Here is a 23,297-nt window from a genome sequence, read left to right as displayed (position 1 = left end):
CGGCTTCCGGTTATCCCTCGACAACCACCTGGTGGTCGGTCGCCGCCGGCTCGACGAAGCGGATCAGGCGCTCGGCCACCCCGGTCACCGCGGCCCGGGTGCCGCGCGGCAGCCGGCCGAACGGGGTGACCGTGACGGTCGCCACCCGACGGCTGACCCGGGTCGCCCAGACCCCCGCCACGAAGCCGTCGACCAGCACCGTCGGCAGCCAGCGCAGGTTCGCGCGTACGTAGACCCGGTCCCGGTACGCGTCAGGCAGGATCCGGGCGCGACGGCCCGCCGCGTACGCCAGCAACGCGCTGTCGAACGCCGGCAGGAACCGCACCGGAATCTCGCCGTCCGGGCCCGGCCGGGGCGCGTCGGGCAGGTCGTACAGCACCCGCCCGTCCTCGTCGGCGAACCGGACCAGTTCGGCGCCGATCCGGTCGACGGCCGCCCGCACCACCGGCACCCGGACCCCGAGCCAGTACGCGACGTCGTCGGCACCGGCCGGCCCGAACGCCCGAAGATGCCGCCGGACCGCCATGTCGTGGGCCGCGTCCGGGTCCAGGTCGCCGGATTCCGCGGCGGCCCGGTAGGCGGCCGGCGTCCGGGCCGCCCACCGCCCGTCGGCCGGCACCCGCACCAGCGCCGGCGAGGCCCGCAGGACCCGCCACCGGTACGCCCGCTGCGCCGCCACCTCGGCATCGCTCAACCCGCCCGGATGCGCCTCGACCCACGCCTCGACGAAGTCGTGCAACTCGTCGCCGGTGCGGGACTGCCCGGCGTACGCCAGCAGATCGGCGAGCAGCCGGTCCGCGCCGGCCGTACGGGCCACCTTGAGCCCCTGCCACCCGTCGACACCGGACCCGGTGGCGACGACCGCGTACGCGGGGTGCTCACGGGCGCTGACCAGGTGCAGGGTGCGGCGCAGCAGGATCCCGGTGACCAGGTCGCCCCGGTCCAGCGCGGCCCACAGTTCGTCGGCGGTGAAGTCCCGCCGCCGCGACCACAGCGCGACCGGCGGCGACGTCCACTGCTGGGCCTGGATCGCGCCGACGGACTCGACGGTTTCGGTGAGCGGGCCGTCGAACGGGTCGATCAGCCCCTGCCGGGCCAGGAGCGCCCGGTTCAGCGCCCGCGCCGACAGCAGCCCGTCTCCCCTACTTCCCTCGGTCACGTGACACCTCGCTTCGCTCGGCGGTCACGTGACTGCGGGCTGAGCTGACTGGTTCCCTCGCTGCGCTCGGTCACGTGACACCTCGCTTCGCTCGGCGGTCACGTGACTGCGGGCTGAGCTGACTGGTTCCCTCGCTTCGCTCGGTCACGGGACCAGCGTGCCACGTCCGTCCGACGGGACGGAAGTGGCGGTCGAACAATTGTTCGAATAGGGTCGACGTGGGGTCGGGGCGGCGGTTGATCGCGTGTGACACCTTCGCACCGAGGGTCCTCGGGTCCGCGCCGAGGCGCGGGGTCGTCCGTCCAGTGAGGAGCGCGCAACGTGCCGACCGGCGCAACCATTGGCAGCGCGGCCGAGCGGGGCTCCGCGCCGGACCGGGGAGCCGTCGGCCAGTCGCGTTCCATTGCCGCCGTCGAGCGGGCGATGGACGTGCTCCTGCTTTTCGGCCGCAGCGGCCAGGCCGACCTGGGCGTCACCGAGATCGCCACGGCGCTCGGGCTGACCAAGGCCGCCGTGCACCGCATCCTGACCGCGTTGCGCAGCCGGGACCTCATCGTCCTCGACCCCACCACCCACCGCTACGCCCTCGGCCACGCCGCGGTGGCGCTCGGCCGCGCCTACCTGGCCCGCACCGATCTGCGTACGGCCGCCGGGCCGGAACTGCGTGGGCTGTCGGACCTCACCGGCGAGACCGCCACGCTGTCGCTGCGGCGCGGCGACACCCGCCTCCACGTCGACCAGGCGGTTCCCGACCAGGAGGTGCGCCTCGAACTCGACGTCGGCGTGCCGTATCCGCTGCACGCCGGCGGCCCGTCGAAGGCGTTCCTGGCCTTCCTCGACGACGTGCAGATCAGCGCCTATCTGTGCCGGCGCCGGCTGGCCAGGGTCACCGACCGCACCATCACCGACCCGGTGCGGTTGCGGGCCGAGATCGCGAGCATCCGTTCGCTGGGTTATTCGACCTCGTACGGCGAGTGCCGGACCGGCGCCGCCTCGATCGCGGCGCCGGTGTTCGGGCACGACTGTCGGGTGGCCGCGGTCATCGGCGTCTCCGGCCCGGAGGGCCGCTTCCGTCCCGACACGGTCGACGCGACCGAGGCGCTGCTGGCGGCGACCGCCCGCATCTCCGACCAACTGGGCTACCGCGCCGCCTGATCCGGCGCATTCCGGACCGCGCCCCCGCGATCCTGCGGTGCCGCCCCGGCAGCGGGCGACAACCGCAAGATCGCGGGGGGTGCGCTCAGGCGGCGGTGGTCCAGATGGCCGCGAAGGCGGCGGCCTCACCGGCGAGCCAGCGCTCGACCTGATCGGTCTTGACGCTCGCGTCGCGGCGGTGTGCGATCCCCCGTCGCACGTCGACCAGGACCGGCTCGGCGTGCGGGAGGACCTGGCCCATGTGCCTGGTCATCAGGTGCAGGGTGGCGATGACCGCCTCGTTGCTGGGCGGCTGCTCGTCGAGGTGCAGCCGGATCGCCTCGGCGTGGCCGTCGGCGTAGCGCAGCCCGAGATGGGGGTTGATCTTGACGGGTAGACCGCCGAGCATGCCGAGGGCGTCGTGGGTCTGGGCGAGTTGGACGGTGTCCGGCTCGTCCAGCGACCGCAGCCAGGCCAGCGCGCCGGGCACCAGCGCCTCGTAGAGCGGGCGCCAGCGCGGCTTGACGAGTTCGACGACCGCGGACAGGTGGGTGCCCCCGGTGTGGAACGCGATGTCGGTCTTCAGTGCCTTGACGAGTTGACCGTGCGGGTTGAACCCGGACCGGCTGGCCCGCTGCCGGCGCAGCCCACCGACGAAGGTCGCCTTGGCGGGGCCGGTGCGATCGACGTAGCGGGTGAAACCGAGCAGTGTCGCGTAGGGCGTAGGGGTGTCGGTAGCGGTCGGGCTCACTGATGTCCTCCCAGGTCAGCGGGCGGATTAGTACATACATTCTAATCGACTGGCGCCGCTTCGCCCAGGGTTTCTCGCCCCCGATCGGCCCCCTCTTCACAGCCCGGTGACCCGGTCCGGACGGGTACGGCGTCCGCCTCGATCGTCCGCGGTTCGAGCACCCGACACGCCCTGCCCGGAGGGGCCGAGCCGCAGACGATCACCGCGACCCGGGCGGGAGGAGACCGCCACCGCCCATGGCGACGTGGTCGGCGCGCCGCGCAAAGATGGCCTGATGTACGAAGTCGTGATCCGGCGTCGGGAGGCCACCGACCTCGACGCCTGCGTCGAGGCGCTCCGTGCCGTCCATGACGCCGACGCCTACCCGTTGAACTGGCCCACGGATCCACACCGATGGCTCACTCCGGCACGATTGCTGCGGGCCTGGATCGCCGAATGCCCGCGCGGCACCATCGCCGGCCACGTCGCCGTCCAACGCGCCCCTGACGCCGCCGGGAACCAGACGCCGAGTCCCGGCGCGGAGTTGTCCCGGCTCTACGTCACCCCGGCCGCCCGCCGCCGCGGCGTCGCCACCGCGCTGCTGCGCCGGGCGCGCTCATGGGCCGTGGAGCACCACCACCAGTTGACGCTGAACGTCACGGACGACCGCCGCTCCGCCGCCGTCGCCTTCTACGAAGCCGACGGCTGGCGGCACTCCCACACCGAAGACGCCGACTGGACCACCCCCGACGGAACGCCGGTGAAGCTGCGCCACTACGTCCTCGGCGGCGAGGAGCGCTGACCGGGCCGCAGTGGCCCGGGCCGCCGTGACGCGGCGATCAAGGAGATGTCGTGGGTGGTATGTCGCTTGTCGCCGACAACAAGTCCTTGATCGGCGACAAGGCGGGGGCGCGGGGCGCGGAGCCCGGGAGAGGGAGAGGGGTCAGACCGTCTGGAGGGGGCCGACGTCGGTGATCCGGATGACGGCGGCGCCCGCCTCGTCCGACGCCGCCAGGTCGACCTCGGCGCTGATGCCCCAGTCGTGGTCACCCTCGGGGTCGTCGAAGATCTGCCGTACGGTCCACCGCTCGCGCCCCTGCTCGATCAGCAGCAGCGCGGGGCCGCGCGCGTCCGGGCCGATGCCCAGCGACTCGTGCTCGTCGAAGTACGGCTCGACGGCGTCCGCCCAGGCGTCGGCGTTCCAGCCGTCGGCCGCGTCCAGTTCGCCGAGGTCGTCCCACCGGCGCAGCGCCGCCAGTTCGACCCGGCGGAACAGGGCGTTGCGGACCAGGACCCGGAAGGCACGCAGGTTGCGGGTGACGGCCGGCGGCCGCTCGTCGAGGACCTTCTCCACCTCGTCGGCGGGGTTGCGCAGCCGCTCCCACTCGTCGATGAGGCTGGAGTCGACCTGGCGGACCAGTTCGCCGAGCCACTCGATGAGGTCGACCAGTTCCTCGGTCTTGGCGTCCTCGGGCACCGTCTGCCGCAGCGTCTTGTACGCGTCGGCGAGGTAGCGCAGCACCAGACCCTCGGAGCGGGACAGGCTGTAGAAGCCGACATACTCGACGAAGGTCATCGCCCGCTCGTACATGTCGCGGACGACGGACTTGGGGGAGACCTCGTAGTCGGCGACCCACGGGTGGCCGCGCCGGTACATCTCGTATGCCGCGTCGAGCAGTTCGGCGAGCGGCTTGGGGTGGGTGACCTCCTCCAGCAGCTCCATCCGGGCCTCGTACTCGATCCCCTCGGACTTCATCGCCGCCACGGCCTCGCCGCGTGCCTTGAACTGCTGCGCCGACAGCACCTGCCGGGGGTTGTCGAGGATGGACTCGATGACCGACAGCACGTCGAGGGCGTACGACGGCGACTCGGCGTCGAGCAGTTCGATCGCGGCCAGCGCGAACGGCGACAGCGGCTGGTTGAGCGCGAAGTCGAACTGGAGGTCGACGGTGAGCCGTACGGAGCGGCCCTCCTCGTCCGGGGTGTCGAGGCGTTCGACGACGCCACCGGCGAGCAGCGCCCGGTAGATGGCGATCGCCCGCCGGATGTGCCGGCGCTGGGCGGGCCGGTCCTCGTGGTTCTCGGTCAGCAGGTGCCGCATCGCGACGAACGCGTCGCCGGGCCGGGCGATGACGTTGAGCAGCATCGAGTGGCTGACCTGGAAGCTCGACGTCAGCGGCTCGGGTTCGGCGGCCACCAGGCGTTCGAAGGTGGGCTGCGCCCAGCCGATCGCCCCCTCCGGCGGCTTGCGGCGCACCACCTTGCGCCGCTTCTTCGGGTCGTCGCCGGCCTTGGCCAGCGCCTTCTCGTTCTCGATGACGTGTTCGGGTGCCTGCACCACCACGGTGCCGATGGTGTCGAAGCCGGCCCGGCCGGCGCGGCCGGCGATCTGGTGGAACTCGCGGGCCTTGAGCAGCCGGGTCCGGACACCGTCGTATTTGGACAGTCCGGTGAACAGCACGGTGCGGATCGGGACGTTGATGCCGACGCCGAGGGTGTCGGTGCCACAGATGACCTTGAGCAGCCCGGCCTGGGCCAGGGTCTCCACCAGTCGCCGGTATTTCGGCAGCATGCCGGCGTGGTGCACGCCGATGCCGTGCCGGACCAGCCGGGACAGCGTACGCCCGAAGCCGGCGGTGAACCGGAAGTTGCCGATCGCCTCGGCGATCATGTCCTTCTCGGCCCGCGTGGCGACGTTGACGCTCATCAGCGCCTGCGCCCGCTCCAGCGCCGCAGCCTGGGTGAAGTGCACCACGTAGACCGGGGACTGCTTGGTGCTCAGCAACTCTTCCAGGGTCTCGTGCAGCGGCGTCATCGCGTACGAGAACATCAGCGGGACCGGCCGCTCGGCCGACTTCACGACGGCGGTCGCCCGGCCGGTACGCCGGGTCAGGTCGTCCTCGAACCGGGTGACGTCGCCCAGCGTCGCCGACATGAGCACGAACTGCGCCTGCGGCAGTTCGATCAGCGGCACCTGCCAGGCCCAGCCCCGGTCCGGCTCGGCGTAGAAGTGGAACTCGTCCATGACGACCAGGCCGACGTCCGCGCGTTCGCCGTCGCGCAGCGCGATGTTGGCCAGGATCTCGGCGGTGCAGCAGATGATCGGGGCGTCCTCGTTGACGCTGGCGTCGCCGGTCAGCATCCCGACGTTCTCGGCGCCGAAGACCTCGCACAGGTCGAAGAACTTCTCCGACACCAGGGCCTTGATCGGCGCCGTGTAGAACGACACCCGGTCGTCGGCCAGCGCGGCGAAGTGGGCCCCGGCCGCCACCAGGCTCTTGCCCGAGCCGGTCGGGGTGTTGAGGATGACGTTGGCCCCGGACACGATCTCGATCAGCGCCTCTTCCTGATGAGGGTAGAGGGCGAAGCCGCGGCTGTCGGCCCAGCCGGCGAAGGCGTCGAAGAGCGTGTCGGGGTCGGGGGCGGCGGGAATCCGGGTGGTCAGCGTCATGGCCGGTCCATGGTGCCCGAAATGCGCAACCCCTCGCCAGCCGGGCCGTCCGGTCCGGTCGTGGCAGGCTCCGCGACGCGGCGGAACACCAGGTCGAAGATCTGCCGGCCGGCGCGTACGCCCCGGTGCTCGAACTTGGTCAGCGGCCGGTGCGCGGGCCGCGGCGCGAACCCCTCGGCGGTGTTGACCAGCCCCGGGTCGGCGTCCAGCGTCGCCAGCATCGCGTCGGCGTACGGCGCCCAGTCGGTCGCGCAGTGCAGCACCCCGCCCGGCCGCAGCCGGCTGCGCAGCAGCGCGACCGGCGCCGGCTGGATCAGCCGCCGCTTGTGGTGCTTCAGCTTCGGCCACGGGTCGGGGAAGTAGACGTGCACCGCGTCCAGCGAGTCCGGCTCCAGCATGTCGCGGGCCAGGTCGAGGGCGTCGCCGCGGGCGATCCGTAGGTTGGTCAGCCCGCGCTCGCGCACCAGCGCGAGCAGGTTGGCGATGCCCGGCACGTGCACCTCGACGGCCAGGTAGTCGCGCCGCGGGTCGGCCGCCGCCATCGCCGCCGTCGCGTCGCCCATCCCGGAACCGATCTCCAGCACCAGCGGGGCGCGGCGGCCGAACAGCGCCTCCCGGTCGAGCCGCCCGTCGCCGACGACCAGCCCGTGGAGCGGCCACCCGTGGTCGAGCGCGTCGTCGAGCCGGGTCGTCATCCGGCCCTGCCGGGTGTGGAACGACCGGACCGACGTCCCGCCGCCGCCCACGCGGTGCTGCCGGGCCGGTCCGGCGTCGGCCGGTGGCCGGTCCGGTGCGGTTGCCGGTGGGCTCACGTCGAGGAAGGTCACAGACAGATGAGCGTACGCATTCGAAGGGTGCGTCCGGCGGCCGGGGGATGCGAAAATCACCCGGTACGGCAGACACCGGACACCCCCGCCCGGCGCTGCCCGACGGAGGGGTCCCCAGATGACCGAGCGGAGCGTGGGCACCGGCATGCCCAGCCCCCTGTCGCGTCCCGGCCGGGGCCGGCGCGCCGTCCTGTCCGGCGTGGCCGCCGCCGCGCTGCTGCTGCCACCGGTGCTCCTGCTCACACCCCCGGCCCCGGCGTGGGCCGCCGACGTCTACGTCGAGCTCAACCCGAGCACGGTCGAGGCCGGCTACCTCGTCGGCATCCGGGCGAGCTGCCGGGAGAACACCGAGCCGGCGACCGTCGAGTCGGACGCGTTCGCCGACAAGGTCACCGTCGAGCCGCAACTCGACCTGCTGACCGCCGCCGCGACGGTGCCCGAGGACCGGTCGGCACGGCCGTACCGGGTGAAGTTGACCTGTCCGGACGGGCGGGTCGCCACCGCCGTGCTCAACGTGGTCCAGCCGGGCCGGCCGAGCGAGGGCCCGGCCACCGGCTTCGGCGGCACGGCCGGCGACAACCCCGGCAGCCTGCTGCTCGGCGCCGGGCTGGCCACCGTCGCGGCCGGGGTGGCGCTCGGTGTCTTCACCTCCCGCCGGCAACGGGCCTGACCACCGTGTTCAAGCTGCGCCGGCCGCGCCTGGCCGCGGTGGTCGTGATCGTCGGGCTGGTCGTCACCGCCGCCGGCCTGTCCGAGACCGGACTGCTGCACAACCTGTTCGCCGGGGCGGACAAGCCGCCGCCGCGCGAGTTTCCGGTGATGGAGCCGAGCCGGCCCATCCGGCTGGCGATCCCGTCCCTGAAGATCCGCGCCGACGTGCACGGCCTCGGCCTCGCCGACGACGGCTCGATCGCCGTACCGCCGCTGCACCGGCACCGGCAGGCCGGCTGGTACGACCGCGGCCCGACCCCGGGCGAGTTCGGGCCGGCGATCATCGTCGGGCACGCCGACACCCGGGACGGCCCGTCGATCTTCCACGAGCTGCCCCGGATCCGCCCCGGCGCGAAGATCGAGGTGACCCGGCGGGACCGGAGCGTCGGCATCTTCGAGGTCAACTCGGTGGAGAGCTTCGACAAGAAGAAGCTGCCCGCCGAGCGGGTGTACGGCGACTACGCCCGCCCCGGCCTGCGGCTCATCACCTGCGGCGGCGAGTTCCGGGGCGGCGGCATCGGCTACGTCGACAACGTGGTCGTCTTCGCGTCGCTGGTCGACACCCGCGACCCGTGACCCGGCCGCGCGCCCGGCACGATGCCGGGGCCGGCCGGGTGTGCCCGGCCGGTGCGGCGGGCCCGGGTCAGGAGGCCGCCGGGACCTGCTGGACGACCTCGAACTCGAGCAGGTTGGCGCCGGTGGCGACCGGCTTGGCGCGCTCGCCGGCGTGCGCCTCCCGCGCCGACCCGCCGGCCCACGCCTGGTACGCCTCCTCGGACTCCCACCTCGTGTAGACGAAGTAGCGGGACTCGCCGGCGACCGGGCGCAGCAGTTCGAAGCCGAGGAAGCCGGGGGAGTTCTCGACCGCGCCGGCCCGGGCGGCGAAGCGACGCTCGAGTTCGGGGCCGGCACCCTCGGGCACCTCGATCGCGTTGATCTTCACGACAGCCATGGCTCCACCCTACGGGTGGCCTCACAGCCCGGCGGGTGCCGTGGGCGGCGTGCCACCCTCGGTCAGGTCGACCACGATCGGGGCGTGGTCGGACGGGCCCTTGCCCTTGCGGGCCTCCCGGTCGACGTACGCGCCGTCGACCAGGGCGGCCAGGTCGCCGGAGGCGTAGACCAGGTCGATGCGCATGCCCTTGTTCTGGTGGAACATCCCGGCCCGGTAGTCCCAGTACGTGTACGGGTGCGGGCCCTTCATCGGGGTCGGCACCACGTCGGTCAGGCCGAGCCGGCGCAGTTCGGCCAGCGCCTCCCGTTCCGGCGGGGTGACGTGGGTCGAGCCGACGAACAGTGCCGGGTCCCAGACGTCGGCGTCGGTGGGCGCGACGTTGAAGTCACCGCAGACCGCCAGCGGGCCGCGGGCCAGGTCGTCGGCGAGCGCGTCGCGCAGGGCGGCCAGCCAGGTCAGCTTGTAGAGGTAGTGCGGAGAGTCGGGGGTGCGGCCGTTGGGGACGTACACCGACCAGACCCGGACCCCGGCGCAGGTCGCGGCGACCGCGCGGGACTCCGGGTCGGGGAAGCCGGGCTCGTCGCGGAACCCGCGGGTGACGTCGTCGAGCCCGACCCGGGACAGCACGGCCACCCCGTTCCAGCGGCCGTCGCCGTGCGCGGCCACCGTGTAGCCCAGCTCGCCGACCTCGGCGGTGGGGAACGCGGTCGCCGCGCACTTGGTCTCCTGGAGACAGAGCACGTCGGGGCGGGTGGTGGCCAGCCAGTCGAGCAGGCGGGGGAGCCGGGCCTTGACGGAGTTGACGTTCCAGGTCGCCAGACGCATGCCCCCAGCCTGCCCGATCGACCGGCACCGGGCGGTGCCGGTCAGCCGTTCGGCGAGTCGCCCGGGCGGGTCTGCTCGGCCAGGAAACGCTCCAGCTCGGCGCCCAGCTCGTCGGCGGTTGGCAGCGGGCCGGTCTGGTCGGCGAGCAGGTTGGTGCCCTGCCGGCCCCGGGTGAAGGCGTCGTATTGCTCCTCCAGGGCGTGCACGAGCGCCCCGGCCTCGTCGGTCTGGGTGATCTGCCGGTCGATGTCGCCCCGGACCACCTCGGCCGCCGTACGCAGCCCCTCGGTCGGCAGCAGCAGACCGGTGGCCCGCGACACCGACGTCAGCAGCACCTCGGCCGCCGCCGGGTATTCGGCCTGGGCCACGTAGTGCGGTACGTGCACGGCGAAGCCCATCGCGTCGCGGCCCTGCTCGGCCAGCCGGAACTCGACCAGGTGGCCGGCACTGCCCGGCACCTGGACGCGTTGCAGCCACGGCTCGTGGCCGGCGATCAGTTCCCGGCGGCTGGCGTGCGCGGTCACCCCGGTGGGCCGGGTGTGCGGCACCGCCATCGGGATCGCGGTCAGCCCGACGGTGAGCCGTACGCCGAGCCGCTCGACCAGCGTGATGACGGCGGCGCTGAACCGTTCCCACTGGAGGTCCGGCTCCGGGCCGGTCAGCAGCAGGAAGGGGGTGCCGGCGTCGTCGTCGAGCAGGTGCAGCTGCAGGCGCGGTTCGTCGTAGCTCTCCCAGTGGTCCTCGACGAAGATCATCGTGGGTCGCCGGGAGCGGTAGTCGAGCAGTTGGTCGATGTCGAAGGTGGCCAGCACCCGACCCTGGAGGGTGCCGAGCAGGTGCTCTCGGGCGATCCGGGTCGCGTTGCCGGCGTCGACGAACCCGGTCAGCGCCTGCACCAGAACCGGTTCGCCCAGTTCGGGCAGGTCTTCGGTGAGCTCGTACAACTCGTGTGGATCGAGCACCGGTCAGAACCTCCTCTTGAGGGCGTGTCGCGGGGCGGCAACCCCGCCGGTGGAAACGCTGACCCCATCCTCGTGCATTCCATCGGACCGTGCCGCGTCCCCTCCCTCATCCGGGTTCCGGCGGACCTCGTCCCGACGGCGGCGGGTCGGACGGAGGCGAATCCGATTACACATTGCTCACCTGTCGAACGCGTTGTGTAGTAAGGGTTCTGGCGTGATCGGGCCGGACCGCCCCGCGCGGTGGACCCGGGCGGCGCGGGTCGTGCCACCGGTGGTCGACCGAATGGGGGAGGGGGGTGCTCGTCGCTCTCCGTGCTGGATGGTTCGAAGGTAAATGCCTGCCTGGCTGTGCAAAGTGCAGCTTTCCCGGGATGCCGGTCTTGCGGGCTTTTTGACCTGGCGTTCGCGCGTGTTGGCGGCTGACCGATTCATCGATCAAAATTGTGATGAGTGCCACAAGATCACTCTGTGTAGTTGCCGATCGTTGTGCCTAGCCTCGTCGGATGCGTGACGACCACACACTTGAAACCGAGTCCGGCGCCGCAGGCACCACTGACCATTCGGCCGAGGTCCCCTCGGCCGATCCGGTTACCGGCGCACCCACCCCGACCCGGCGCACCCGGCAGGCCCTCGGGGAACTGCTCGACCGGTCCAGCGACACCCTCCACGAGCTGGTCGCCCGGTCCGACCGGACCGTCGAGCGCTTCCGTGTCCACACCGGAGCCATGCTCACCGCCGTACGGACCGACCCGCGCGTGCGCGCCCTGCGCAACCACCCCCGGGTCGAAGCCGTCCTCGACAACCCCCGGGTCCGCGAACTGGCCGGCCGGCAGAGCCCGACCCGGCTCGCCCTGGCCATCGGCGTCATCTGCTGCCTCGGCCTCGTCGCCTTCGCCGAGACCCGCGCCGCGACCGTCGAGCGCCGGCTCCCCTCCGACGTCGCCGCCGCCCAGACCCGCGCCGACGAGGTCCGCTCCCGGGCCGGCCAGCCCGCCTCGCGCTCGCTCGAACGCCAGCCGGGCGCCGACGCCGCCGACACCACCCGGCGGGCGGACTCGGGCGACGACCGCGCGTCCGGCCGGGCCGCCGACACCTCCGACACCTCCGACGGGCCGGACACGCCGGCCGAGACGGTCGAGGCCGAGGCGCCCGCCATCCCGGAGCGGGTCGCCCCCGTCGCCGGCCTGTCCCAGGTCCAGATGGACAACGCCCTCGCCATCGTGCGGGCCGGCGACGACCTGGACATGCCGCGCCGCGCCCACATCATCGCCGTCGCGACCGCGATGCAGGAGAGCAACCTGCTCAACCGGGCCAGCGAGGTGCTGCCGGAGTCGAAGAACTACCCCCACCAGGGCACCGGCTGGGACCACGACTCCGTCGGCCTGTTCCAGCAGCGCACCAGCACCGGCTGGGGGCCGGTCGCCAGCCTGATGGACCCGGCGTACTCGGCCACCCAGTTCTACAAGGCACTCGCCCGGGTGCCCAACTGGGAGCGGATGCGGCTCACCGTCGCCGCCCAGACCGTGCAGGTGTCGGCGTTCCCGGAGCACTACGCCAAGCACGAGGGCAACGCCACCGCGGTCGTCGACGCCATCATCGGCCGGTCCTAGTCGGACGGTCCACCGGACGCCGGTCACCGGGGCCCGGGTGACCGGCGCCCGGTGACCGGGCCGACGTGTGGCCGGCCGGCGGTACGGGTAGAAGCCTCCTACCCGACCGGCAGGAGGCCGACATGTCACTGACCCGACGCATCAGGTCGTTCATCAGCAGCCCGCAGGGGCAGCGGACGGTCGCCCAGGGGCGGCGGCACCTCGCCAACCCGGCCAACCAGCATCGGCTTCGCTCGCTTCTGTCACGATTGACGCGGCGCCGCTGACGGCGGTGCCGCGTCAGGCCCGTCCGTCCCCCGGAGTGCTCCCGTGACCGATCCCCGCCCCGCCGGCTCCCTGCCGCCCGACCAGCCGCTCTGGCCCGAGCCGCCGGCACCCGCCCCGGCGGAGCCGGCACCGCCGGCCACCGGGGGACCGGCCAGCGGGGCAGCACCGGTGCCGGCCGCCCCGGCGCCCGCCGCCCAGCCGGTGCCGGCCGCCGAGGTTCCGGGGTCGGCGGCGCCGACCCCGGACGCCGGGCCGGCCATGCCGTTGTGGGGGCCGCCGCCCGCCTACCCGGCGGCCGGCGGACCCGCTCCGGCGCCACGGGCCGCCGGATACGCCACGGTCCCGGTCGCGGCCCCGCCCGTCGGTGCCCCCGACGACCCCGCCGCCGACGACGGGACCGCCGCCCCACCGGCCAGCCTGTGGGAGAAGATGCGGGCCGACCCGCAGTACGCCCCCGAGCACCTGGCCCTCGAAGCCGTCCGCCGGCTCGGTCCGGAGGCCCGCCGCTGGGTCGAGCGGGTGCACATCCAGCAGCCCGGCCTGCACCCCGACGTGGTCGCGCAGAAGGCGGCGAAGAAGTTCATCAACCTGGCCCGGCTCTCCGGTGCCGTCTCCGGCGCCACCGGTCTGCCCGGTGCCGTCGTCGACGTCGGGGTGCTGGCCTGGACCCAGGCCCGGATGGTGCTGCACATCGCCGCCGCGTACGGCGTCGACCCGGCCCATCCCGACCGGGCCACCGACCTGCTCGTCCTGCAGAAGGTCCACAAGGTCGCCGAGACCGCCCGGATGGCGCTCGGGGTGGCCGCCGGCCGGGAGAAGGCCGGCGCGCTCTTCCGCACCGGAACCAAGACCCCGGTCGGGCAGGTGGCGCTCAAGCTCGGCATGAAGCTCGCCCAGATGGCCGGGGTCAAGGCCGCGAAGAAGCTCTTCGCCAAGATGATCCCCGGCGCGGCGATCATCCTCGGCACCTGGGCCAACTCGTCGGCGACCACCGATCTCGCCCGGCGCGCCCAGGCGCTCTACCGGCAGCCGGCGATCGGCCAGCTTCCCCACCAGCGCCACCCCTGACACTGCACCTGGTGAATCTGAAGTCACCCACGGTCACGGGCGTGGTACGACATTACGGGCGGAGGTAGTCCGGGCAGACCTGTGGGGGCAGCGGCCATGGCGGGGCAGTTGGACGGCAAACGCATCATCGTGACCGGTGGCGCCCAGGGCATCGGCGCCGCCGTGGTGGCCGGATACGTCGCCGAGGGCGCCCGGGTCGCGGCCCTCGACCGGCAGTTCGGCACCGCCGGGACCACTCCCGACCACATCGTCCGGCGTCACTGCGACGTGTCCGACCGGGCCGAGGTCACGACCGTCTTCGACGAGGTCGTCAGCCTGCTCGGCGGCCTCGACGTGCTGGTCAACGTGGCCGGCGTCGAGCGCGGCGGGCCGTCGGCCGAGATCCCCGACAGCGACTGGGACGCCGTCTTCGACATCAACGCCAAGGGCACCCGCAACACCAACGCCGCCGCCTTCGCCCACCTGAAGGACGCCGGCGGAGCCATCATCAACTTCGGCTCCCGGTCCGGCATCGTCGGCGTACCCGAGCAGGCGGCCTACTCGGCCAGCAAGGCCGCCGTACACGTCTGGACCCGGGCCGTCGCGCAGGAGTGGGCGCCGTACAACATCACCGTCAACGCGGTCGCGCCGGCCATGTGGACCGGCATGTACGACGACTACCGCGGCCGCCTCAACGCCGAGGAACTCGCCCGGCACGACGCGATGATGTCCGCCCAGATCCCGATCGGCGGCAAGCTCGGCAACCCGGCCATGGACCTCGTACCGCTGATGGTGTTCCTCGCCGGCGACGGCGCCCACTTCATCAGCGGCCAGTCGTTCCCGGTCGACGGCGGCTGGCTGCACATGCGCTGACGGTCGGCCGCGGGGCGTCGTCCCCGGGCCGGACCGCTGTCACGGGTAGCGGCCCATGCTGACCGGCGTCCAGTCGCTGACCGGCTGGCCGGCCACCACGATGTGGCTGTAGTACCAGACCGGTGGGTTCCCGGTCCGCCGGTACGTCCGGCCGCCCTGGTCCCACACGTTCGTGTCGTCGAAGACCTGGTCGGCACTGGCCTGGATCGAGTCGTAGACCGGGCCGGCGATGAACTGCCGGCCGAAGCGGTTCCGCAACCAGAAGGCGTGCTGGGTGGTGTAGCCGTTCTGCGGGCTCTGGTTGCCGACCCGGATGACGTAGTTGGCGCCGTTGCAGTAGTTGTCGGTCATCAGGAACCACGACCCGTTGCCGCTCATCGTCCCCACCTGCAACGTGCCGTTGGCGAAGTCGACCACCTCCGGCGACGGCGCGTCGGCGGCGCCGGTGAAGCAGTCCAGCCGGTTGAACAGCACCCCGATGTTGTCGCCCGACGTCCACTGCACCGGGTCCGCGTGCGCGCCGGGCGCCTTGCGCAGCCCGTACACCCAGTTGTATTCGACCAGGGCGTCGCGGCCCACCTTGAACGCGTCGTTGCTGACCTCGTGCACCGCGTTGTAGCGCGCGGTGTAACCGCCGTACGGCGGGAACGCCGCCGACATCGCCTGGCCGCAGAGCAGTTCGCAGTACGACATGACCAGCCCCGGATTCGCGTCCTGTGTGGACACCAGGTATTTGCCGGTGCCGGTGACCGGGCGGCCGTCGATCCGGCAGTACCGGACCGTGACGTCGCGGGCCCGGATGGACAACTGCCCGACGATGTCCAGGTATTGCAGGACCGCGCCGGCCCGGGTGACGGTCACGCCCACCGTGCCGGTCGCCGCGTTCACGGTCACCGTCCCCGAGTTCGCGCCGGTCGCGTCGACCAGCGCGCCGGCCTTCGTGACCTTCGTCAGATAGCCGTAGCCCCGGCCCTGGGCCGCGAGGACGGGCAGGACCCCGCAGTACGCCGCACCGAGCGCCGCCCCGGACGTCACACCGGGCGGCGGCGCGGTGTGACCGTACGGGCCACGCCCGTTGTCCACCCCGCCGTTGCCGCCCCAACGGGCACCGCCCCAGGCCGGTACGCCGATCACGGGGCCGGTCGTACCGGGCACCCAGGCAGTCGTCTGCACCATCGTCGTCTCCTCTCGGGCACCGAACCCGACTCACGGATACGACTCGATGCTGGCGCGGCCGTCGTGGCACCGGCCCGCGTCGTGCCGCCCCGCGGAACGACTGCGGCACGATGTCGCCATGCCCGAGCGACTGGACCGGATTACGATCGTCGACCACGACCCCACCTGGGCCACGTCCTTCGAGGAGCAGCGGCGGGCTGGGTCCACGCCCCCGAACCCGGCGACGCCGAGAACCGCAAATGGTCGCTGTGCCACCCCGACATCGCCCGCCGCACGCACCACCTCCAGGTGGTCGAGCGGCGCTCCGACGGATGGCGCGAATGGCTCGCGTTCCGCGACCACCTACGCGCCGACGGTGAAGCGCGCGACGCGTACGCCGCCCTCAAGCGGCGGCTCGCCGCCGCGAACGACCGGGACCGGCCGCGTTACCGCGCGGGGAAGGCCGGCTTCATCCGCGGGGCGCGGTAGCTCGCTGCCGCCTTGGTCGAACCCGTGCGGCCCGCGGGGGCAGCAGCGTGGTCCCGGGGCGAGGTTGCTGTTTCGGTTCACAGCGAATTCGCTGTTTCCACGCCGAATTCGCTGTGAACCTCGACAGTGGTATCCCGCCCGGCCCCGTCTCGATCGTCTGCGGTCCAGGCAGCCGACCCGCCGTACCCGGAATGCCTCAACCGCAGACGATCACGACTTGACGGTGGTGGGGGCGTGCCGGGGCCCGACCGGTCCCCGGGCACGCCGTCAGGCGGTGACCAGCCGCCGGCTCGTCAGCGGTACCGGAATCACGGCGAGTCGGCCGAGTCTCCCGAATCTCCCGAGTCGGCGGAGGCCGGGGAGGCGGCCGACGCCGGCGAGTCCGCCGAAGCGGCCGAGACCGGTGATGCGGCCGAGGCGACGGAAGCGGCGGACGCCGCCGACGCAACAGACGCCGCAGACGCCGCCGAGGCCGCCGACGCGGGGGAGTCGGCCGGCGAGGTGGGGGTGAACGGGGAGTCCGCCGACGCCGGTTCGGTCCAGCCCGGGTCGTCCGGGCTGTCGTTCGGGGAGTCGGCGGAGTCGAAGGGGGACTCGGCCGGGCTGTCCGCCGACTCCGGCGAGTCGTCGGCCACCGGCACGGTTCCCGGGTCGCCGATTCGCACGTTCTCCGTCGGGGTGGTGCGGTCCTTCAGGTCGATGCCGTCGCTGGCGAGGGCGGCGGTGGCACCCAGGCCGAGTACGGCGGCCGCGGCACCGGCTCCCGCGACGATCTTCCAGGATCTCTTGATCCGCATCGGGCAACTCCTTCTGTAGGGAGGGATCGTTCGTTTCGAACAGCGCTGCTCACGTACCAGGGTTCGGGACCCGGATGAGGGGTTTCTGACCCGCCGGTGAGAGATCCCTCATCCGCCCCGGACCGGCACCGGCCCGACCGCACGGGCACTGGCCAGCCAGCGTTCCGCGAGATCCAACCGGCGCCGGGTGGTCGCCGGCCAGCCCGGCTCCTGCACCCGGTACGGCCCGGTGGCCAGCGAGAGCACCACCGCGGCGACCCGGTAGCGCAGGTCGGCGGGGTCCACCCGGCGGGCGAAGCTGGTCAGGTAGCGGGCGCCCAGGCGGTTGATCGCACCGGACCGCGCCTGGTCGATCTGGGCCAGCACCGACAGGTGCCCCAGCAGGCAGGCGAGGTCGTCGAGGCGGTCGCCCGGCCCCGCCGTGTCCACATCCAACAGTCCACTGACCCGGCCGTGCAGGACGTGCAGTTGGCTCTCGTAGAAGTCGCCGTGGACCGGCACCGTCGGCCCGGTGCCCGCCTCGTTCCCGATCGCCTCCGCCAGCGCCGCACATCGTTCCGTCTCCGCCGGCAGCGCCGAGCCGACGACGGTGGCGTAGTGCCGCGCCCGCTCGCCCCACGACGTCCGGCGCGGCTGCCGGGTCAGGTCGGCCGGCAACCGGTCCAGCAGGTCCAGCACCTGTTCGCCGTCGGGCAGCGCAGCGTTGCGGCCACGCAGCACGTCCCGCAGCGTCCGGCCGGGCAGCGCGGCGAGGACCAGCAGCCCGTCGGGGGTGAAACCGAGGCTCTGCGGCGCCGGCACCCCGGCGGCGGTGAGTAGGCGGTGCCGCTCGTGCAGGGCGGCGACCCGGGCCGGCCGGACCACCTTGACGAAGACCCGGCCCCGGTCGTTGACCGCCTCCAGGACGGCCCGTCGCCGTGGCCGGTAGGCGCGCACCGTCAGCCGCACCGGGCCGCCGCCCAGCCCCAGGTCGGCCAGCGCCCCCGCGACGGCCTCCGGGTCGTACGCGGCGCTCAGGCCCGGAAGGTACGGGTCGTGGGGGAATCGCCACACCGCGACCCGGGTGTCACCGTCGTCGAGCAGCAGGGTGCCCTCGGGCGGGGTACGGGTGCAGGCGGCGAACCGCTCCTCGGTCGTACGCCCGTCCGGCCACCGCACCCGGACCTGGTACGCGGCGGTGGCACCCCGGCCGGGCTGGTGCTCGACCTGACGCGTACGCCAGGACAGGAGTTCGGCGCCGGCCCCGGCCAGGGCGGCCCGGAGGAACTCGCCCGCGTCGGGGCCGGTCAGCAGGTCGGGTCTGATCATGACCCTCAGGGTCCCGACCACGGCTGAGTGACCGGTGAGGCCGCCATGAGAGTCGTCTCATCCCGGCGGGACGGCTCAGAGGACGAGCCGGTACCCCATTCCCCGGACGGTCTGGATCACATCGCCGCCGAGTTTGCGCCGGAGATAGCCGACGTAGACGTCGACGACATTGGACCCCGGGTCGTGGCCGAGTCCCCAGACCCGGTCGAGGAGCTGCTCCCGGCTGAGCACCTGACCGGGATGGCGCATCAGGGTCTCGGCGAGCAGGAACTCCCGGGCGGTCAGTTCCACGGCCCGGTCCCCGACGGTCACCGTACGGCGGATCAGGTCGATCCGTACCCGCCCGGCGACCAGTTCGGTGGCGGCCGGCCGGCCCTGGTCCCGCAACCGGGCCCGGACCCGGGCCAGCAACTCCTCGAAGCTGAACGGCTTGGTCATGTAGTCGTCCGCGCCCAGGTCCAGCCCGGTGACCCGGTCGGAGACCGCGTGCCGGGCGGTCAGCACGATCACCGGGATCCGTTCCCCGCGCGTACGGAGCTGGGCCAACGCCGCCAGACCGTCCTGGCCGGGCAGACCGAGGTCGAGGATCATCAGGTCGAACGCGCCGTCGCGTACGTACGCGGCGGCGTCCGTCCCGTTCGTGACCACGGTGGTGACGTAGCCGGCGGCGCGCAACCCCTTCTCCAGGAACGAGGCGATCCGGGGCTCGTCCTCGGCGACGAGTATCCGGTTCATGCCCCACCCCCGGGCAGGACGAGGGTGAAGGTGGAGCCGGCGCCGGGAATGCTGTCGACGGCGACCGTACCGCCGTGCGCCGCCGCGATCGCCGACACGATCGCCAGGCCCAGACCGGCGCCCTCCGCGCGCTGCCGGCCCGGCTCGGCCCGGGCGAACCGTTGGAAGATCCGCTCCCGGTCCTCCGGCGCGATGCCGATGCCGGTGTCCCGGACCGCCAGCAGGAGCCGGCCGTGCTCGGCCCGGGCGGACAGTTCGACGCGGTCACCGGGGCCGGTGAACTGCACCGCGTTCTGCGCCAACTGCATGAGTGCCTGGGTGAGCCGCTGCCGGTCCGCCCGCAGGGTCACCTCGGCGACCGGGCCGAGCCGCCAGTCCCGCTCGCCGAGCGCGGCCGCCTTGGTGTAGACCTCGGCCATCATCGGGGCGATGGGCACCTCCTCGGGGCGCAGGAAGTCCGGCTGCTCGGCACGGGCCAGCATCAGCAGGTCGTCGACCATCCGGTTCATCCGGTCCAGTTCGTCGGTCACCAGCGCGACCGTCTCCCGCCGCTCGACCGGATCGTCGCCCATGAGCTCCAGATGACCACGGACGATGGTGATCGGGGTACGCAACTCGTGCCCGGCGTCGCTGATGAACGCCCGCTGCGCGGCGAACGCCCCCTGGAGGCGGCCGAGCATGCCGTTGAACGTCCGGCCGAGATCCGCCACCTCGTCGGAGCCGGTGACGACGATCCGCTGGGACAGGTCGGTCTCCTCGATGTCGCGGGCGGTCTCGGTCATCGACCGCAAGGGGCGCAACGCCCGCCCCATCGCGAGGTAGCCGCCGGCCGCCACCACCACGATCACCAGGGCACAGGCCAGGGCCATCGTCCGTACCGCCCGGTCGATCTCGGCCCGTGGCCCACCGCTGAACTGCGCGACGACGAAGTGCCCGCGTACGTCGTCGTCGATCTGGACCGGTACGGCCAGCCACCGGGCCCGGGCCGCCGGCCCGCCTTCGACCTCGCCGTAGGCGCTGGTGGTGAGCGCGACCCAGCGGGCCGTCAACGCCGTGTCGCGGGTGAGGTCGTACGGCGCGTCGGCCGAGGACCGGTAGAACGCCCCGTCCACGAAGATCAGCATGACCTCGCCCTCCTGCGGCTCGTTGCGCAGCAGGTAGGTGTCGGCGATGGCGCGCAGGTCGGCCCCGAACGGCTGCCCGGTCGCCGGGTTGAGGCCGGCGGCGAGCCGACGGAACTCGCTCACCTCCTGGCCCAGGTAGGCACCGGTCCGGTTCTCGAGCTGGTTGAGCAGCACCTGCCGGATCACCACCACGGAGCTGAGGCTGGCCACCGTGAGCAGGACCAGGGCCCAGCCCAGCAGCCGCGTACGCAGGCCGACGGTGGGCCGCCAGGACCGTCCGGAGGGCGGCCCGGCCAGCTCAGTCGTCGTCTCCGTCGTCGTCATCGTCGGAGTCGTCGTCATCCCCACCGTCGTCGCCCGATCCACCGCCGGGCCGGGATCCGCCCCCGTCGTCGTCATCGTCGTCCCCTCCGGTGGCCGGCGGCACCTGCCCGATGGGGTCCGGCTCCGCCTCGTCCGCCGCCCCCATCTCGGCGCTCTCCGTTACCGGTACCACGATGCGGATCTCCGGAACAGCCGGGGGAGGCAGCAGGGCCGGCAGCCCGACGCCGACGAACAGGGCGGCCAGTGCGGCCAGCCCCACCCCGGTGGCCACCTTCTGCGCACTCACCGGCAACAGGCTGGTGGATCGGGATGACCGCCGGATGAAGGCTTCATGAGAGTTCTCTCATGGTTCGAGCCGGGCGGCCCGGGTGGTCAGATGACGACGTTCGGGCAGGCTGGTGGCGAGCCGTGCGGCCGCCCGGTAGTCGGCGGCCGCGGCGGTCCGGTCACCGGCCAGTTCCCGCAGGTGGGCGCGGGTCGCGAGGAGGCGGTGGTGCCGGGCCAGCCGGGTGTCCGTGGCCAGCTCCGCCAGCAGGGCCAGACCGGCGGCGGCTCCGTGCACCATGGCGACGGCCACCGCCCGGTTGAGGGTGACCATCGGCCCCGGCGCGAGCCGTTCCAGCAGGTCGTACAGGGCGAGGATCTGCGGCCAGTCGGTGGCGTCGAGGGTCTCGGCCTCGTCGTGGAGCGCGGCGACAGCTGCCTGCACCTGGTACGGCCCGACCGGCCCGCGCGCCAGCGCCTCGCTCACCAGCGCCACCCCGCGGTCGATCAGCTCACGGTCCCAGGCGGCGCGGTCCTGCTCGGCCAGCGGCACCAGGGCGCCGTCCGGTGCCGTACGGGCCGGACGGCGGGCCTCGGTGAGCAGCATCAGCGCCAGCAGCCCGGCCACCTCGGCGTCGTACGGCAGCAACCGCCGCAACCAACTCGTGAGCCGGATCGCCTCGTCGGACAGCCGGGGCGTGGTCAGGTCCGGCCCGCCCGTCGCGGTGTAGCCCTCGTTGAACAGCAGATACAGCACGTGCAGGACGGCGGCCAGCCGCGCCGCGCGGTCCGCCCCGGACGGCATCTCGAACGTGCCGCCGTTCGCCCGGATGGTCTGCTTCGCCCGGCTGATCCGCTGCGCCATCGTCGTCTCCGGCACCAGGAACGCGGCGGCGATCTGCGCGGTCGTCAGGCCACCGACCGCGCGCAGCGTCAGCGCGATCTGACTGGGCGACGACAGCGCCGGATGGCAGCACAGGAACAGCAGCTTCAGCGAGTCGTCCCGGTCGGCGTCCCGATCCTCGTCCGCCGGCCGGCCCAGCAACTCCGACTGCGGCGTCGCCGCCACGACCGCATCCTCCCGGCCCCGCCGGGACCGGTCGGCGCGTACCTCGTCGAGCAGCCGGTGCGCGGCGACCGTGACCAGCCAACCGCGCGGATTCTCCGGTACGCCCTCGGCCGGCCACCGCAGCGCGGCGCGGATCAGTGCCTCCTGGGTCGCGTCCTCGCACCGGTCGAACTGCCCGTAGCGGCGGACCAGCGCGCCGAGGACCTGCGGCGCCAACTCGCGCAGCAGGCCCTCGACCCCCCGATCGGCGGTCACAGGTCGGCGGGCGCCTCGTGCAGCACCGGCCACACCTCGACCGGCTCGAGGTGCGCCCACGGCATGTCCGCCGCAATCTCGTACGCCCGCTGCTCGCTCTCGCAGTCCAGCAGGTAGAAGCTCGCCATGTACTCCTTGGTCTCCAGGTAGGGCCCGTCGGTGACCGCAGGCGCGCCGTCGGTCCGCCGGACCAGCTTCGCCGCCGCGGCGTCGGCCAGCCCGTACGCGCCGATCAGCTCACCGGTCTGCTGGTATCTCCGGTTGAACGCGTCCTGTTTGGCGATCTCCTCGGGCCACGACTCGGCCGGGATCGAGTCCCACTTCTCCTGGTTGCCGTAGATCATCAGCAGGTACTTCATCAGGTTCGCTCCTTGGTCGTGAGGCGCCGCGGTCGGCGCGCTGTCACCTGGTGAACGGAGCCGGCCAGCCATCCTCGACATCCTCGCCGGAGAATTCTCCGGCGAGTACCCGGCGGCCCACCGCCGTGCGCCCCGGGGCGATGACCGGGGCGGGCGACGGAGGTTGGATCGGGCCGCCGGCCGGTAGGGTGCTGGCCGTGCTGGGTGGTGGAGTGGGTCGCGGTGCGCGGAACGCCGCGAAGACGAAGAGTCGTACGTCGCCGGCCGGAACGTGGCGCCGGCCGCCACGCCGGGTGGTGGTCGCGTTGTCGGTCGCGCTGGTCGTGGCCGTGGGTGGTCTGCTGACCTGGGCGTTGTGGCCGGAACCCGAACCGGAGCCACGGGCGCGGGAGTACCGCGACGTCACCGCCTGCCTGCTGACCGGTGCGTCCGGGGTGCAGAGCCCGGAGGCGGCGCCGGTCTGGTCGGGGATGCAGGACGCATCCGTGGAGACTCTTGTCAAGGTCCAGTTCCTCGAGGTGGACGGTCCGCAGACGGCGGAAAACGCGGGAACTTTTCTGGCGAGTTTGGCGCAGAGCCGGTGTGACACCGTGATCACGGTGGGTGACGCGCCCGTTGCTGCCTTGCAGTCTATTGCCCCGAGGTTCCCGAATGTTCGATTCGTGGGGATAGGGGGTGGTGCGCCCGTCGACAATGTGTCCGTTGTGGAAGCTGGTGCACCAGATGATCTCCAGAGTGCGATTCGGCGCCTGGTTACGGAAATGGCATGAGCCGACTTCGGAGCGCATGACTTTCGTCCTACATTCTGGGATATCGGGACTTGTGCCACTCTCGATGTTCCCGGAGACTCCCCGCTGGTCTTCGACA

At 72.8% G+C, this 23,297-nt stretch carries 22 protein-coding genes and 2 pseudogenes; 8 read left to right on the top strand and 16 right to left on the bottom strand.

The features are described 5' to 3' along the window. Positions 1-10: 10 nt before the first annotated feature. On the bottom strand, positions 11-1,159 hold the full coding sequence (locus AB0I42_RS15915) for a winged helix DNA-binding domain-containing protein (protein ID WP_357537958.1): 1,149 nt from the start codon (positions 1,157-1,159) through the stop codon (positions 11-13). A gap of 321 nt (positions 1,160-1,480) precedes the next feature. On the opposite strand from AB0I42_RS15915, the gene AB0I42_RS15910 reads away from it, so the two are divergent. After that, positions 1,481-2,314 carry an IclR family transcriptional regulator gene (locus AB0I42_RS15910; protein ID WP_357537956.1) on the top strand — a complete coding sequence of 278 codons (834 nt, stop codon included), beginning with the start codon at positions 1,481-1,483 and terminating at the stop codon, positions 2,312-2,314. Positions 2,315-2,399: 85 nt separating this feature from the next. Here AB0I42_RS15910 and AB0I42_RS15905 read toward each other — a convergent pair whose 3' ends face one another. After that, positions 2,400-3,044: a hypothetical protein gene (locus AB0I42_RS15905; protein ID WP_357537954.1), complete on the bottom strand. Its 645-nt coding sequence runs from the start codon at positions 3,042-3,044 to the stop codon at positions 2,400-2,402. A gap of 274 nt (positions 3,045-3,318) precedes the next feature. On the opposite strand from AB0I42_RS15905, the gene AB0I42_RS15900 reads away from it, so the two are divergent. Further along, complete coding sequence (locus AB0I42_RS15900) at positions 3,319-3,825, top strand: GNAT family N-acetyltransferase (RefSeq protein WP_357537953.1); 507 nt, start codon at positions 3,319-3,321, stop codon at positions 3,823-3,825. A 141-nt stretch (positions 3,826-3,966) separates the two neighbouring features. Here AB0I42_RS15900 and AB0I42_RS15895 read toward each other — a convergent pair whose 3' ends face one another. Next, positions 3,967-6,474 (bottom strand): DUF3516 domain-containing protein, encoded by a 2,508-nt coding sequence (locus tag AB0I42_RS15895; protein ID WP_357537951.1) that lies wholly within the window; start codon positions 6,472-6,474, stop codon positions 3,967-3,969. A gap of 77 nt (positions 6,475-6,551) precedes the next feature. Beyond that, a pseudogene (gene trmB / locus AB0I42_RS15890) lies at positions 6,552-7,169 on the bottom strand (tRNA (guanosine(46)-N7)-methyltransferase TrmB); the annotation flags it as partial. A 250-nt stretch (positions 7,170-7,419) separates the two neighbouring features. Here trmB and AB0I42_RS15885 point away from each other — a divergent pair. Continuing rightward, a complete protein-coding gene (locus AB0I42_RS15885) occupies positions 7,420-7,971 on the top strand; it encodes a hypothetical protein (RefSeq protein WP_357537950.1) in 552 nt (183 codons plus the stop codon). A gap of 5 nt (positions 7,972-7,976) precedes the next feature. Next, positions 7,977-8,588 (top strand): class F sortase, encoded by a 612-nt coding sequence (locus AB0I42_RS15880; protein WP_357537949.1) that lies wholly within the window; start codon positions 7,977-7,979, stop codon positions 8,586-8,588. Between the two features lie 67 nt (positions 8,589-8,655). Here AB0I42_RS15880 and AB0I42_RS15875 read toward each other — a convergent pair whose 3' ends face one another. Genes AB0I42_RS15875 through AB0I42_RS15865 form a run of 3 tightly spaced genes read right to left on the bottom strand, consistent with a single transcriptional unit; the run spans position 8,656 to position 10,754 of the window. Continuing rightward, positions 8,656-8,964 carry an antibiotic biosynthesis monooxygenase gene (locus AB0I42_RS15875; protein ID WP_357537948.1) on the bottom strand — a complete coding sequence of 103 codons (309 nt, stop codon included), beginning with the start codon at positions 8,962-8,964 and terminating at the stop codon, positions 8,656-8,658. A gap of 21 nt (positions 8,965-8,985) precedes the next feature. Next, complete coding sequence (locus AB0I42_RS15870) at positions 8,986-9,792, bottom strand: exodeoxyribonuclease III (RefSeq protein ID WP_357537947.1); 807 nt, start codon at positions 9,790-9,792, stop codon at positions 8,986-8,988. A 41-nt stretch (positions 9,793-9,833) separates the two neighbouring features. Further along, positions 9,834-10,754, bottom strand: coding sequence for a PAC2 family protein (locus AB0I42_RS15865; protein WP_357537945.1), 921 nt, complete (start codon positions 10,752-10,754; stop codon positions 9,834-9,836). Between the two features lie 503 nt (positions 10,755-11,257). Here AB0I42_RS15865 and AB0I42_RS15860 point away from each other — a divergent pair. From AB0I42_RS15860 to AB0I42_RS15850, 3 genes and pseudogenes are all read left to right on the top strand, one after another. Then, entirely contained in the window at positions 11,258-12,364 is a 1,107-nt protein-coding gene (locus AB0I42_RS15860; RefSeq protein ID WP_357537943.1) for a hypothetical protein, read from the top strand. Between the two features lie 669 nt (positions 12,365-13,033). Then, a pseudogene (locus AB0I42_RS15855) lies at positions 13,034-13,699 on the top strand (EcsC family protein); the annotation flags it as partial. Positions 13,700-13,795: 96 nt separating this feature from the next. After that, complete coding sequence (locus AB0I42_RS15850; protein WP_357537942.1) at positions 13,796-14,551, top strand: SDR family NAD(P)-dependent oxidoreductase; 756 nt, start codon at positions 13,796-13,798, stop codon at positions 14,549-14,551. 39 nt (positions 14,552-14,590) lie between these two features. On the opposite strand, the gene AB0I42_RS15845 is transcribed toward AB0I42_RS15850, so the two are convergent. Further along, entirely contained in the window at positions 14,591-15,727 is a 1,137-nt protein-coding gene (locus tag AB0I42_RS15845; protein ID WP_357537940.1) for a hypothetical protein, read from the bottom strand. A gap of 63 nt (positions 15,728-15,790) precedes the next feature. On the opposite strand from AB0I42_RS15845, the gene AB0I42_RS15840 reads away from it, so the two are divergent. Beyond that, positions 15,791-16,195, top strand: a complete 405-nt coding sequence (locus AB0I42_RS15840; RefSeq protein WP_357537938.1) for a GrpB family protein — start codon at positions 15,791-15,793, stop codon at positions 16,193-16,195. A gap of 308 nt (positions 16,196-16,503) precedes the next feature. On the opposite strand, the gene AB0I42_RS15835 is transcribed toward AB0I42_RS15840, so the two are convergent. The 8 genes from AB0I42_RS15835 to AB0I42_RS15800 form a co-directional block, all read right to left on the bottom strand. After that, a complete protein-coding gene (locus tag AB0I42_RS15835) occupies positions 16,504-16,992 on the bottom strand; it encodes a hypothetical protein (RefSeq protein WP_357537937.1) in 489 nt (162 codons plus the stop codon). Positions 16,993-17,100: 108 nt separating this feature from the next. Then, positions 17,101-18,300 carry a phosphotransferase gene (locus tag AB0I42_RS15830; protein WP_357537935.1) on the bottom strand — a complete coding sequence of 400 codons (1,200 nt, stop codon included), beginning with the start codon at positions 18,298-18,300 and terminating at the stop codon, positions 17,101-17,103. Positions 18,301-18,375: 75 nt separating this feature from the next. Next, complete coding sequence (locus AB0I42_RS15825) at positions 18,376-19,035, bottom strand: response regulator transcription factor (RefSeq protein WP_357537934.1); 660 nt, start codon at positions 19,033-19,035, stop codon at positions 18,376-18,378. Beyond that, positions 19,032-20,483: a HAMP domain-containing sensor histidine kinase gene (locus AB0I42_RS15820; protein ID WP_357537932.1), complete on the bottom strand. Its 1,452-nt coding sequence runs from the start codon at positions 20,481-20,483 to the stop codon at positions 19,032-19,034. Before AB0I42_RS15820 ends, AB0I42_RS15825 begins: the two co-directional genes overlap by 4 nt. Then, on the bottom strand, positions 20,458-20,769 hold the full coding sequence (locus tag AB0I42_RS15815) for a hypothetical protein (protein ID WP_357537930.1): 312 nt from the start codon (positions 20,767-20,769) through the stop codon (positions 20,458-20,460). The genes AB0I42_RS15820 and AB0I42_RS15815 overlap by 26 nt, the downstream gene beginning before the upstream one ends. 57 nt (positions 20,770-20,826) lie before the next feature. Next, positions 20,827-22,071, bottom strand: a complete 1,245-nt coding sequence (locus tag AB0I42_RS15810; RefSeq protein ID WP_357537929.1) for a DUF6596 domain-containing protein — start codon at positions 22,069-22,071, stop codon at positions 20,827-20,829. Next, positions 22,068-22,430, bottom strand: a complete 363-nt coding sequence (locus tag AB0I42_RS15805; RefSeq protein ID WP_357537927.1) for a YciI family protein — start codon at positions 22,428-22,430, stop codon at positions 22,068-22,070. The genes AB0I42_RS15810 and AB0I42_RS15805 overlap by 4 nt, the downstream gene beginning before the upstream one ends. A gap of 43 nt (positions 22,431-22,473) precedes the next feature. Next, on the bottom strand, positions 22,474-22,932 hold the full coding sequence (locus tag AB0I42_RS15800) for a hypothetical protein (RefSeq protein ID WP_357537925.1): 459 nt from the start codon (positions 22,930-22,932) through the stop codon (positions 22,474-22,476). Between the last annotated feature and the right edge of the window lie 365 nt (positions 22,933-23,297).

This window comes from Polymorphospora sp. NPDC050346 (assembly GCF_040655695.1).
Lineage (GTDB): Bacteria > Actinomycetota > Actinomycetes > Mycobacteriales > Micromonosporaceae > Polymorphospora > Polymorphospora lycopeni.
Note: the sequence above shows the minus strand (reverse complement) of the source record. Positions and strands in the feature narration are given on the sequence as shown.